The sequence below is a fragment of the Raoultibacter timonensis genome, assembly GCF_022845715.1.
GTDB classification, from domain to species: Bacteria; Actinomycetota; Coriobacteriia; order Coriobacteriales; family Eggerthellaceae; genus Raoultibacter; species Raoultibacter timonensis.
The window spans coordinates 3,501,018-3,513,703 of sequence record NZ_AP025564.1; the positions used below are offsets into that span (position 1 = coordinate 3,501,018).

The following is a 12,686-nucleotide window of genomic DNA, read 5'->3' on the forward strand; positions in this document are numbered from 1 at the left end:
GCGAGAGGAGTTTTCTGGCAGCGGGAGGATTTTTCAACGAAAGGCACAGATTCGGCTGCTGCACGCAGAGGCGCGCCGTAACGGCGCGCCTCGTTGCGCATGCCAGCCAGCCCATGCGTTGCCGACGCTCGCTGCTAATCCAGATCGAATATCACCGAACTATCGGGTTTCCACGCGTATTCATCGCAGGGAATCGCCTTGATGTAGGCTTTCGCCACGTCGAGAGCAACGGAGTATTCGTCGCCGAAGAAGCGGATCTCGGCGATGTCGCCCGAGGCAGCCTCTATCTTCTCAAGGACGCCCTGATGGACCGCACCCGTTGACGTAAGGAGCACCACCGACCCGTGCATCCCCTGGAGCGCTCCGCCTGCAAGCGCATCGGAATGCTTATCGGAGCGGGTGATGGCAAGGTTGTCAAACGACAGGCGTTCGGAAGGATCGCGCGCCGGATCGGTTGCCCATTCTGCAATGAGCAGGGATGTCTCGATGCGATCGGCTCCGCCAAGGCGAATCGCATCGCCGGGGGCGAGCCCCGCCGCGTTGCGCACCTCATCGACAGCCGATTGGGGAATGGCATTCTCGTCGCCGAGTACGAGCACGCGATCGAAGCCGCCTGCAGCAATGGCGTCTACCGTGGATCGGTTGAAGGACTGCTCGTCGAACGAGCTCAAGAACACCGGGCTCTTCGTAGCCGCCGCCCATGAGGAGACCGAGAGCGAATCGGGGAAATCCATGGAACGCGCAAGGATTGCCGTCTTCGATGCGGACGCTCCGACTTCCTCGTAGATCAACTCGGCCGTTTGCTGACGGGCGGCTCCGCCTAAACGAACGATCTCTGCCTCAGGATGGATTGCGCCCAGTGCAGATTCCACCTCGGCCGACACCGAGTATACGCTTCCGATGATGTATATCTTCTCGACCGCGTGCGCAGCCTCCACCACCGACCGAGCCGCATCGCCCAGGTAATCGGGCTGGGTCAAAACGATCGGCGCATTGCCGCGAGCGCCCGAAAGGGAGCTTGCCGCAAGGGCATCGGGGAAGTGCTGATCGTCGCCCGATGCAACGATCAGGGTCTTTTCAGTGGCGATGTCGCGCCCGTACGTTGCCACTTGTTTCGAGGTGGTGAAACGGTCGGCGCCGAAGAGGCGCGCTATGGTCAACACGTCGGGGCTCGGATCCTCCCACTTCGCATGCAGGGTCATGGCCGCGGTTACCGGATCAGCGAAGTTCCATTTGGCCGTAAAGCCCGCATCGGTATACCAACCTTCGAGCACCTGATCGTCTTTGGTAAGACCGGTCGGCTCGGTCACCGACGCCCCCGCCTCCACGCGCGCATCGGCAACCGTTTGAGCGGTGTTGGTAACGAAGGAAACGGTCACGTACTGGCTCATCGGAGCCGGGCGGTACGCGTTCCAGCTCGACGGATCGAAGTAGTTCCTATCAACGGAGCTGTTGCGCACGTAGTCGATCGCGTAGTCCTTGGAATCGGTGCCATCGAACGCCGTCAGCTCGACGGAGCCCTCGACGTCGGTTGCCGTCTCGGGGAACCAGAGTATCACTTCACCATCGGCGTTGGTGATCACGTCGTTGATACCGTACACGCCCACGCTCGGAGTCGTTGCGCAGGCGACGCCGTCAACCGATCCAGCCGTCACCGCAGCAGAAGCAACACCCACCGTGAGAATGCTCGGGAACACGTTTTCGCCCTGGCTGTTCTTCCAGTTGCTCTGCCCGTATCCGATGATATCGGTATCCCGACGGTTTCCGTACTCGGAGAACACCGATCCGCCGTTGATGATCACCAGCTCGGCTCCGATGCCGGCACGGCCGTTGCTCACCGTGGGGCTGAACGGCTTGGACTTCGCCACCACCGTACCTCCGTTGATGGTCACGACGCCTTTGTTCAGGTTGCTGCCGTCGCCCGCGCCGATGGCGTGGGAGTTCGAGGTCCAGCCGTTGGAGGTGGCCTCGATGAAGCCGCCGTTGATCGTCAGGTTCCCGAGCACGCCGCCCTTGCCCGAGCTGTAACGGCCGCCGGCGCCGATGCCGGGGCCGAACGCGAACCCGCCACCCGAGGCGGAGCTCGCTAGGCACGCGGCCTTGATCGTACCCGAGTTGATGATAAGCGACGTAAGATCGGTATCCTTGCCGCCGCCGATGCCGGCGCCCGAAGTGGATTCCGATGCGGGAACGGGCAGGCCGAGCCCCGTATCGAACAGGGTTGTGGCGCTGTCGCGCGGCACCTGCGACGAGGCGACGACCGTCGGATTGCCGTCGATCAGGATGGAGCCGACCGACACGCGGTTCGTGGTCGTATCCTTGCCCTCGCCCGAGCCGATGCCCGCACCGTAGGTTCCCTGCGACGCCTCGACGACGGCGAACACATCGCCCCCGTCGATCTCGATCGCAGCGACGCTGCCGTAACGCCCCGAGCCGATGGCCGCACCGTACGCGGTATCGCTCGATCCCGATATCGCTTTGACGGTGCTGTCGGCAAGGAGGATCTTGCCCCCAGCCGAGCCGTAGGCTCCCGACCCGATGACGGCACCGGTGTTTCCGCCCTGAACGGCCTTCGCGACAGCCGTCACCTCGGAGCGCTCGATGGTGATGGCGCCCGACGTGACGGGGATGTTGGTATAGTTCGATGTGTTTCCGCTGCCCGAGCCGATGAGCGCACCGTTCACGCTGCCGGCAGCCTTGGAGCCCGCAACGACCGGAGTCGCCGCAATGTCGACGACGGCATCGCTCACGAGGATTTCGCCCGAAACGCCGATGTACCCCGAGCCGATGATGGCGCCCCTGAATCCCGCGCCGGGATACATGGTGGTTGCCGTATCGGTGTTCTCCACGCGGGCATCGACCAAAAGCGCTACGTTCTCGATCGTGATCGGACCCGAATCGGTGTTTCCTGCGCTGCCGATGGTTGCCCCTGTAGTGAATATGGCCGCCGAGCTGTTCGCGCGGATATGGGTGGCCTCGACCGCCAGAACATCATCGTCCGCACCGGTTTCGCCGGAGACGGTGAGCGTCGCCCCAGCGGGAACCGAGATCACCGCATAGCTGCGGGTGGCCGAGGTCGCGGTGTTCTTGATGCTGTTTGCCGATCCTCGCACCTTGAGATCGACAACCGCCCCAGCTTGGATCGCAATGCTCGACGCGTCGGTCTTTTCGAGGTTGACGGTGTCGAGCACGATGGTTCCTTGGAAGTCAGACGCCACCGTTATGACCGCATCGGATGCGGAAGAAGATCCCTTGAGCGTAACCGTGCCATCGTGAGCCGTTGTCGCGCCTCCGACGACGACGTTGGTTCCGTCGATCGCGATCGTGCTGTTGGCAGCAAGCGAAGAAAGGTCGATTTCCGCTCCGGCCAAGAGCTCGATTCCCTCGTCTTCGGCCTCGCCGTCGATATCAAGCACTTCTGCGGCAACCGCGCCATCCTCGAAAGAGGAATCCCCGACATCCGCAGATGCATCCTCTTCTGCTGCGCCTTCTCCCGAAGCGGCATCCTGTCCGCCTTCGGCACCCCCTGCCCGATCTGCATCAGCGTCGGCGAGAGCATCGGCTGAGTCTCCCGGCTGAATCGAAGAAACGCTATCGGCATCATCCGCTTTCGCATGCGGAGGCGAAATGAGACCGAACCCGGGCGCGAGCCCAAGTGCGAGCATTGCAGCGACAACCAAGCGCAATGCTCTTGATGATGAAACCGTTTTCCTGTTCATTGCTTCCCTTTCAGATTCCGAATCGTCATTGGCATCCATCAGCCGACAGCACCATGTCCGTCGGCGAAAAGATCGCTCTTGCGCGAGCCGTAGCGTAACGGCGCATGCATCACCGAGAGGAGCACGCCCATGCTTCGAAAAAGCGATCGGCATTGGCCATAACCGCGTTGAGCTGCTCCCGAACCAGCTTGTGATCGATATCGAGATGGCTTTCGGGACACGCGCTTACGATCCCCTCGCCCGCTTCGGTAAGGCGAATGACGATCTTTCGCTTATCGCCCGTCTGAGACCCCACGACGGTAAGATAGCCCCGCTCCTCGAGCCTGTTGACGAACGTTCGGGCCGCTTGGGTAGAAAGCCGATTGTCCCGAGCAACCTCGGTCAGACTGGCGGACTCCCCGTGTTCGGAAATCGCAGCAAGAATGAGGTACTGCCGCGCCGTCAGCTGCCCGTATTCGGATCGAAGGAGCGTATCGGTTTCCTTCTTGATGTCGAGGCAGGCCTTCATAGCTTCATGCATGGCGCCCCCCACTCGCCCGGTTCGATGCAAGGGTGCAACGCACGCGTCTGCTCGCCAGTGAAACGGCAAGCGGGGACGGCTCCGCAAGCGGAGCCGTCCCCGTTATCGACGCCGATGCTTTATCGAGTCGCCTGCACGATCGAAACGCGTGCGTTAACGATGATGGCGTGCGGGTCGCCATCGCAGACAAACGGATGCCCGTTCGTCGCCCAACCCGCCTCGCGCCGCAGAAAAGCCCGTTGTCGCCCGGAGGCTGAGGAGGCGATGAAAATCTACCCCCCCCCGAGTCATACGTTTGTTCGCTATCGTTTGCCTCATATGCTGCCTTTTCGCATTCATGTACTAGATTCCCTATTATTTATGCAGGATACTATATTTCTCAGATTTAGGAAATACTTTACATATTTTCTTGGACAGCGCTGCGAAGCGGATCGCACTCAAACGCGCATGCGCCCGCGCGGATGCGGGCGCACCTATCGATCGGGGAAGGGTTCCCGAGGCCGACGACCACCGGCTCGATCTCAGCCGCGCATACCGCGCCGCACATCGCCGGGAGTTCCGGCAGCCATCCCTCCCCCGCCCATGCCGAGACCCCCCATACCGCCCGTTGCCGTAGCCGAAGCGGTTATCGACGTCGATGAGCCGCCGGAAACCGTACCCGAATCGGCGTATCCGTCGCCGTTCGCATCGGTGAGCGCGCCGCCGACGACCAACCGGTAACTGCCGCCCTCCTCGAACGCAGGCGAGCTGGCAAGCACCATGCCGAACTGCTTGGCCGGGGTGTAGGACACGAGTACGGCCCCCGACTCGTCGGTTACGGCAACCGTCTCACCGGCGTTGCCGCTTACGGTATTGAACGAAAAGGGCTGCTCGCCGCCCGTAAAGTTCTGCGCCATACCGGTCGAACCGACCATAAGCACGGTGCCGCCCGTGATAGTGGCCGAGAGGTCGTAGTCGAATGCTCCGTCGCCGCTGCTTGTCGGCCCCGTCACGAGCAGCACGCCTCCCGCGATCTCGACGTTGCCGTTCGAATCCACGCCGTCGCCGTCGGCCTCGAGCACGGTGTAGCCGCCGTTGATCTGGATGAGGCAATTCTCATCGCCCATGGTCGCACCTCCCTCGGCAAAAGCGTTGTCGGGTGCGCCGCCGTTCTGCATGCGTTCGCTATCCCCCTCGCTCGACTGATCTGATGAGCCGGGGACCCTATCGCCTGCCGGAGCCTCGCTGCCTGAAAAATCCCCGCCGTCGGGCGCGCTCGGCACTTCGCCGACGGAAGCGCTTTCGCCGTCGGGGGCCGTACCGCCGGTCGGCGGCTCCATCGACCCCGCTGCGCCCGCATCTGCCGTATCGGCCGCCGCAGCATCTTCGGTCGTTGCGGTTCCGCCCTCTTCGGCTAGGGCTTTGTCGGCAGGCGTTTCAGCCGCTGCGGCGTTGATGGCGTCATCGCTTGCCACGATGTGGGTCGTACCGTCGTTGATGACGAGCTTCTCGGCTTCATAGCCTTCGTAGCAGCTCAAGATATCGATGGTGCCGCCGTCGATCGTGAGCGACGTTTCCGCATGCACCGCATCGTCGCCCGCGTTGATCGTTATATCGCCCCCCGCAATGAGCGCATCGAGATCGCTATGCATCGCATCGTCCGCAGCGTCGATGACGATCGTTCCGCCGGTAACGCGCAGGTAGGTGACCGCTTGGATGCCGTCATCGCCTGCCGTAAGATCGAACGTCCCGCCGTCGATGCTCACAAAGCCGCGCACATCGTCGGTATCCTTGTTCGACTTGATGCAATCGGCTTGCGCGTTCACAGTGAACGCCCCGTCGAGGATCTTCACGCAATCGCGGCCGCGCAGACCGTCCTCGGCCGCGTCCACGTTGTAGGTGCCGCCCGTGATGACAAGATCGTCCTTCGAGCAGATCGCATGCCGATACGAGCTCGTCACGTCAAGCGTGCCCGTTCCGTTGATCGTAAGATCATCCTTGCTGAACAGCGTCGCATATGGTTCGTCGGAACCCTCGTCGAGCGCGTACTGCGCCCCGTCGCTGAGCGTGTTCTGCGATCCGTCTGCCAACGTGATGAAGCACTTGTCAGCTTGCTTGATGTAGATTGCCGGGCCGTCCTCGTTGTGAATGGTCGCGCCGTCAAGCACGATTTGAACCTTGGCGGTATCGGCGGCTTCTACCACGAGCTGCCCGTCGGCAAGCTCGCCCGAAACGATATAGGTGCCCTCGTCCGTTACGGTTACCGTCGACCCGTCCGATGCCGCCCCCGAACCTTCGACGGCCGATCCCGCCTGCGACAGCGCGATGCGCGTCGCCGATGCTTCGTCGTAGCTCGCATCCTGATCGCGGTCGGTGTATTCGAAGTCCATGCCCGCAACGTTTGAGGACGATACGATTTCCCCGCTTGCCGTCGAGGAGTCGGTTGAGGCGACGTCGATCGGGGCGGTTGCCGATTCGCCAGTCGATTCGGCAGGTTCGGCAGGCGTCGAACAGGCAGGCAGGCAGAGCGCCGCCGCAAGCCCGACCGAAAGGACGAAGCATCCGATGGTTTTTCGCATAGGCAAACCGCGATGATCGCAGGCGGTTTTCGCTTCTCGTGCTTCTTCGATAGTGTGGCTCATAGTTACAGCACATCCCTTGCAGCGGCCATCCGGCCGCAGGTAATCTTGAGGTTCCCGTTGCGGTAGCGCATCTCGTCGATCATGCCCTTCTCGAACTCGGGCCCTTTCAACTGAATCTCGTATTCAAGCTGAAAGAGGCTGCCCATGTTGGTGGTCTGCACTTCAACGAGCTCGTGCGCGGACGTGTAGCGCTCGAACACATCGTCGAACAGACCCGTGTAATCGAGATCTTCGGGGATCGTGATCTTGAGCGATTTTCCCGGCTCCTTCTTCTTGCCGAAAGGCGAGACAACGTAGACCACGTTGGCGATGCCGACGATAACGGTGAACACGGCCGCAAGCCAGAGAAAACCCATACCCGTGGCGAGCCCGATGGCCATGGCGAGAAACACGCTGCCGATATCTTTGGCGCTGCCGGGAATCGAACGGAACCGCACGAGGTTGAACACGCCCATAACCGCGATTCCCGCACCGAGGTTGCCGTTGACAAGCGTGATGACCATCTGCACGATGAGGGGCAGAAGCGCCAACGTAACCACGAAGTTCTTCGAGTAGTTGTGCTTGAACATGTAGATGAGCGCGATGGCGCAGCCGAGCGCCAACGACACAAGGCAGCAAAGCAAAAAATCGGCAGACGAAACGCTGGCAACCAACGATTCGCTCGTTCCGAACACCGACGTGAACATTGAATCAAGCATAGGTTCTCTTCCTTTCGTTTACCCGAACATGGCGCCCGCGAAGCGCTTCTTCACCCGCATGCCGCGCACGAACCGCCGTGTCGTTTTCGTTGCGCCCGCGGCGCGTACCGGCGAAAGACGCCGCCGGGACGACCGCGTCCGCCTGCGTATGCAGCGGCTGTTCCCGTAGCAGCGAGAGATAAGCCGTGCCGTATTTGGAAAACGGTTGGGGATACGCGCGCGCCGCGCTTAGGTCATCGACGAGCCACTGCGGCAAGGGCCCTGCGTTCTTGATCTCCATGATCACCTCGCCGGGATCCGTAAGCGGCTCGAGGCGATCGGTGCGGTGAATGGCTTTCGCCTGGGAATCGGCCGCAATATCAGCATCGAACGTGATGCGCAGCTCGCCGCCCAAGGGGTCGGCAAACGCGCTGCGGTCGCATACGACGAGCATCGAGGGGGCCAAGCGTCCGTACCGCTCCCTGAAAAAGTCGATTTCGGCGGCGATCTGGATGCTGCGGAGAGAAAGAGACTGTTCGGCGGCAAGCGGATCGGCGAGGGGGGCTTTGGCGCAAGCGCCTTCATAGGGCTCGCCCGCAAGATATGCCTGCGCCGCCGCGAGCGTCATCGAGACGCGCCGTTTGAACACGATGCCTTCGAACTTCTTCTTTATCTCGATGAAAGCCTGGGCATCATCGGTCGCCGCGCCGTATATGCGCAGGCGGAGCTTCTCTTTGTACAGCGGCTTGTCGAGCGAGCGCTCGATGAGCCTAAAATCGGGCGTGTCGAAATAGAGGCTGCTCACCTGCGAAAAACCGAATTCGGAAGGTTCGAGGCGTTCTTCGACTGCAGCGCGCAGGAAACGGTACTGCTCGGGACTCAAGCGGTACTTCATTTCCTTTCGCGCAAATACGTCTGCATAGGTACTCATGGCGTTGTTCCTTTCCCGTGCCCGAAACCCCTGTGCGGGTTGTTAACCGCATGCAGGACTTCGATGATGCAGTATGCTACGGGTCGTTCCTTAAATCGCCCTGAAACGCTTACGCAGCCCGCCGGCGTTCACGGAACCGATGCAGTTTCAGGGCAATTTCAGCCAAGCGGGTACAATGGATGCAACGCATCGGCAGCCCGTCGCCCGCTTGCGAAACGAAGCGGGGGCGGCTCAAAAGGAAAGGAGCGCCGCATCATGCAGATACTCGTCGTCGAAGACGATATGCGCCTTGCGGCCGCCCTCGGCCACATCCTCGAGGAGAACGGCTACGGGGTCGATCTCGTGCACGACGGGGCAACGGGCCTCGAATGGGGAGAAAGCAGCATCTACGACATCGTCATCCTCGACGTGATGCTGCCGAAAATGAACGGATTCGACGTCGTGGCAGAGCTCAGGCGCCGCAAGGTGACCACCCCCGTCCTCATGCTCACCGCCCGCGATGCCATCCCCGAGAAGATCACCGGGCTCGACAGCGGAGCCGACGATTACATGACCAAGCCGTTCTCGCCTGCCGAGCTGCTCGCCCACCTCCGCGCGCTCACCCGCCGCCAAGGCGAAGTGGTTTTCGAAACCGTCGAATTCGCCGACATCGCCCTCAATCTCGAAAGCTTCGACCTCGCCTGCAAAAAGAAGACGATCCACCTGGGATTGAAGGAGTTTTCGATCTGCAAGATCCTCATGCTCAATCCGAACCAGGTCATATCGAAGGAAACCCTCATCTCCAAAGTGTGGGGCATCGAATCGAGCGCCGAAGACAACAACGTCGAGGCCTACATATCGTTTTTACGCAAGAAGCTTAAATTCCTCGGCTCGTCCGCCTCAATCGAAACGCTGCGAAAGGCCGGATACCGCTTGACCGCCGAGGTCGGCGCCAACGGCTCAAGCGACGATAGCAAAGCGAGGGCCGTCTCGTAGACGCCATGATGAGAAAGCTCCGCATCAAGTTCGTGGCGATCATCATGGCGATGGTGGCCGTCGTCCTGCTCGCCGTGTTCTCGACCATCTGCGTCATCAACTACCAGCAGGCGGTAGGCGATGTGTACGCAGCGCTCGATTCGGCGATCGACCACGACACCATGCCGAAAAAAGAACTGCCCCCCACAACGAATTCCCCTGACGGCGGCGAGCAGGCGAACGTCCCCACCGACGATCCGGAAGGCGGAAAGCACTTCGAGATCGGCGGCAAAGGGGAAGGCAGGCGGTTCATCCCCGTAGCAGTCTACGAGATCGCTTCCGATAAAACGCTCGCGGCGGTTTCCGACGCGACGACGGCCTCGATGACCGACGAGGTGCTTGCGCAGGCATCCGAGCAGGTTGCCGCCGCACAGGACGGATCGGGCCAGCTCGATTCGCTCGGCCTCTACTACATGAAGCGCACCAACGACAACGGCACGTTCGTGGCATTCGCCGACATGAGCTCCGCTTCGGAATGGCAAACGCTCGCTTTAACGCTTGCAGCCGTGGGCATCGGCGCGCTGCTCGTGTTCTTTGCGATCAGCCTGCTCTTTTCGAGGTGGGCGCTGCGCCCCGTCGAGGAATCATGGCGAAAGCAGCAGCAGTTCGTTGCCGATGCGTCCCATGAGCTGAAAACCCCGCTCACCGTGATGCTTGCAAACACCTCCATCCTGCTCAAGCATCCCGAGAAAACCGTCGCGAGCCAAAGCCAATGGGTGGAGGCCATCGAAACCGAAACCGAGAGCATGCAGAAGCTCGTGGGCGACATGCTGTTTCTTGCGAGCTCCGACGCCCCGAAGCGCGAGTACGCGTTCTCCCCCGTCGATCTGAGCGACATCGTCGAGCGCAATCTGCTCCAATTCGAGTCGCTCGCGTTCGAGCACGAGATCGAGGTTTCATCGACGGTCGAAGAGAGCATCTGGATCGACGGCAATGCCTTGCGGCTCGAACGTCTGGTGAGCACGCTTCTGGACAACGCCTACAAGTACGCGGGCGAGCACGGGCGCGTCGACGTGGCGCTCGCCCGCACCGAACGCCACGTCGAACTATCCGTATCGAATTCGGGCGCCGTCATTCCGCCCGAGGACATCCCCCGCATCTTCGACCGCTTCTACCGCGCCGACAAAGCGCGGATGCGCAGCGACGGCGGCTACGGGCTCGGCCTTGCGATCGCCCGCAGCGTCGCCGAAGAGCACGGCGGCGCCATAGCGGCCCGCAGCACCGAGGAGAAAGGCACGACGTTCACCGTAACCTGGGATGCGAAAGCGCTCGTCTCGCCCGATGGCCGGTAGGCCGGTAGGGCTGCTCTTCCGCCCAGGAAAACGCGCGATTCAGTCTCGCTCGAGCAGTTCGACCACATACGATTCGACATGCGTTTCAGCGTCCCAGACCTCCAGCGCCAAAGTCACGCGCGCTTCGCCAACCTGAGCGCATGCGGTTTCGAAGCACCCCGTGAACCCGTCTTCGACGATGCGGCTTCCCGTGAACATTCCCCCGGGGATAACGCCGAGCACCGCACCGTTTTCGAACACGCTGCAATCGGCAAGCCGCTCGCTCTTACGCGGTTTTGCGCTTCCCGCATACCCACCCGCCCCGCAAAGCGCCTCCCCCTCGCACACTTCGACGACGACGTTCCATCCCGCATGGGCGCCATCGGGAAACCGGGCCATGCCCTGGACGAAAAGCGGCACCAAACCAAGTCCGTCGAGCTGGCCGTACAGCGAGGTGATCGCCGCAACATAGCGCTTCGCATCGAACGCCTCGCCTTCCCACGGGAGCATGAGCGCAAGCTTTTCGTCGAGTTCGCGGCAATAGGGACCCGCTTCGCGTTTTAGCTCGTTTTGCACCTTGATCTGCTCAAGGCCTTCGTCGATCTGCATGAGGGCGGCCTGCGCCGCGCGAAGGCGCTGCACCGCGATGCCCCGTCCTCGTTCGAGCAGCGGTTCGATATCGAGCACGCTGTGCGGATGCAGGTAATCGGTAAGCTCTTTGAGCGGGATGCCGAGGCTGATGCACGTGGTTATCACATCGATATCGACCATCTGGTTCATCGAGTAGTAGCGGTACCCGCTCTGGGGATCCACGAAAGCGGGAGGCAAGATGCCCAATCGCTCATAGTACCGCAGCGATTTCACGCCGACGTTCTTCATCTTCGAAACCTCGCCGATCGATAGCAGCTCGTTGCGCATATCCGGCTCCTCGCATCCAGGTAGGTAACTGCGTTTGACGGTTTGATGAACAGACGATCTTACGTAGAAAACCGTTGACTCTCCCATAATGGGATAGTTTACCCTTTCACAGCGGACAAACAAGCGAACAAGCGGGCATGCGACAACCGCCGGGCCTGTTTCGCCCCGAGCAACTGCACAGAAAGGACCCTTATGAGCGCATACCTGCTGCTCGCAGCTGCCATCGTTTCTGAGGTGTTTGCGGAAGCGATGATGAAGCTGTCGAACGGCTTCGAGAAAAAGGTGCCCATCATCGGTATCGCCATCGGCTACCTGATCGCATTCTACCTGATGGCGCAAACGCTGAACGAGCTTCCCCTCGGGTTCGTCTATGCCGTCTGGACAGGCGCCGGCGTAGCGCTCACAGCCATCATCGGAGCCATCGTCTGGGATGAGGGCTTCAACGCGAAGAAGGCGATCGGCATTGCGGCCATCATCGTCGGCGTGGTGTTCCTGAAGATCGGAGTATGACCATGAACCCGTTTATCCTGCTATCCATCTCCATCACAGCCGAGGTATGCGGTACGACCGCCATGAAGCTTTCGCACGGGTTTTCCGATCCGCTGTTCACCGCAGCCACCATCGCCGCATACGTTGTCGCGTTCAGCATCTTCACGATTGTGCTCAAGAAGCTGCCGCTCGGCTTGGCATACGGCATCTGGGGCGGCGTGGGCACCGTAGCCACCGCAGCCATCGGCATTGCCGCCTGGGGCGATCCGTTCGGCTGGACCACCTGCGCGGGCATCGCGCTGGTCGTTGGCGGAATCTACCTTCTCAACAGGGGTACGCAGGACATCGAGGAAAAGCGGGCTGGCAAAGCGGCAGGCGCATCTGCCGCCGAGGTTCGAATCTAGGCAGAGCCCTTCGCATAGCCGCAGCCGCCCGAAGCCGGACGCCCATGAAAAAACGGCTGCGGAAAACTCCGCAGCCGCCGTTGCCCCTAAACGGGTGCATGCGCCCGTGCGCCGACCATAGC

General features: G+C 61.4%; 10 protein-coding genes. 4 read left to right on the plus strand and 6 right to left on the minus strand.

Going from position 1 to position 12,686, the window contains the following annotated elements; genetic code table 11:
* Window positions 1-134: 134 nt before the first annotated feature.
* The 5 genes from MWL89_RS14320 to MWL89_RS14340 form a co-directional block, all read right to left on the minus strand.
* Window positions 135-3,719, minus strand: coding sequence for a cell wall-binding repeat-containing protein (locus MWL89_RS14320; RefSeq protein ID WP_244386936.1), 3,585 nt, complete (start codon window positions 3,717-3,719; stop codon window positions 135-137).
* Between the two features lie 109 nt (window positions 3,720-3,828).
* Window positions 3,829-4,239 carry a MarR family winged helix-turn-helix transcriptional regulator gene (locus tag MWL89_RS14325; protein WP_102380013.1) on the minus strand — a complete coding sequence of 137 codons (411 nt, stop codon included), beginning with the start codon at window positions 4,237-4,239 and terminating at the stop codon, window positions 3,829-3,831.
* Window positions 4,240-4,760: 521 nt separating this feature from the next.
* Window positions 4,761-6,860: a carbohydrate-binding domain-containing protein gene (locus MWL89_RS14330; RefSeq protein WP_244386937.1), complete on the minus strand. Its 2,100-nt coding sequence runs from the start codon at window positions 6,858-6,860 to the stop codon at window positions 4,761-4,763.
* A gap of 2 nt (window positions 6,861-6,862) precedes the next feature.
* On the minus strand, window positions 6,863-7,558 hold the full coding sequence (locus MWL89_RS14335; RefSeq protein ID WP_244386938.1) for a DUF4956 domain-containing protein: 696 nt from the start codon (window positions 7,556-7,558) through the stop codon (window positions 6,863-6,865).
* Entirely contained in the window at window positions 7,551-8,468 is a 918-nt protein-coding gene (locus MWL89_RS14340) for a polyphosphate polymerase domain-containing protein (RefSeq protein WP_102380015.1), read from the minus strand. Before MWL89_RS14340 ends, MWL89_RS14335 begins: the two co-directional genes overlap by 8 nt.
* Before the next feature lie 255 nt (window positions 8,469-8,723).
* Here MWL89_RS14340 and MWL89_RS14345 point away from each other — a divergent pair, with 255 nt between their 5' ends.
* Window positions 8,724-9,443: a response regulator transcription factor gene (locus MWL89_RS14345; protein WP_244386939.1), complete on the plus strand. Its 720-nt coding sequence runs from the start codon at window positions 8,724-8,726 to the stop codon at window positions 9,441-9,443.
* A 5-nt stretch (window positions 9,444-9,448) separates the two neighbouring features.
* On the plus strand, window positions 9,449-10,774 hold the full coding sequence (locus tag MWL89_RS14350; protein WP_244386940.1) for a sensor histidine kinase: 1,326 nt from the start codon (window positions 9,449-9,451) through the stop codon (window positions 10,772-10,774).
* A 39-nt stretch (window positions 10,775-10,813) separates the two neighbouring features.
* On the opposite strand, the gene MWL89_RS14355 is transcribed toward MWL89_RS14350, so the two are convergent.
* Window positions 10,814-11,671 carry a MerR family transcriptional regulator gene (locus tag MWL89_RS14355; protein ID WP_244386941.1) on the minus strand — a complete coding sequence of 286 codons (858 nt, stop codon included), beginning with the start codon at window positions 11,669-11,671 and terminating at the stop codon, window positions 10,814-10,816.
* A gap of 192 nt (window positions 11,672-11,863) precedes the next feature.
* Between MWL89_RS14355 and MWL89_RS14360 the strand changes: the two genes are divergently transcribed.
* Both MWL89_RS14360 and MWL89_RS14365 read left to right on the plus strand, forming a co-directional pair.
* Window positions 11,864-12,181 carry a DMT family transporter gene (locus MWL89_RS14360; protein ID WP_244386942.1) on the plus strand — a complete coding sequence of 106 codons (318 nt, stop codon included), beginning with the start codon at window positions 11,864-11,866 and terminating at the stop codon, window positions 12,179-12,181.
* Window positions 12,178-12,564, plus strand: a complete 387-nt coding sequence (locus MWL89_RS14365; RefSeq protein ID WP_244386945.1) for a DMT family transporter — start codon at window positions 12,178-12,180, stop codon at window positions 12,562-12,564. The genes MWL89_RS14360 and MWL89_RS14365 overlap by 4 nt, the downstream gene beginning before the upstream one ends.
* Window positions 12,565-12,686: the final 122 nt, after the last annotated feature.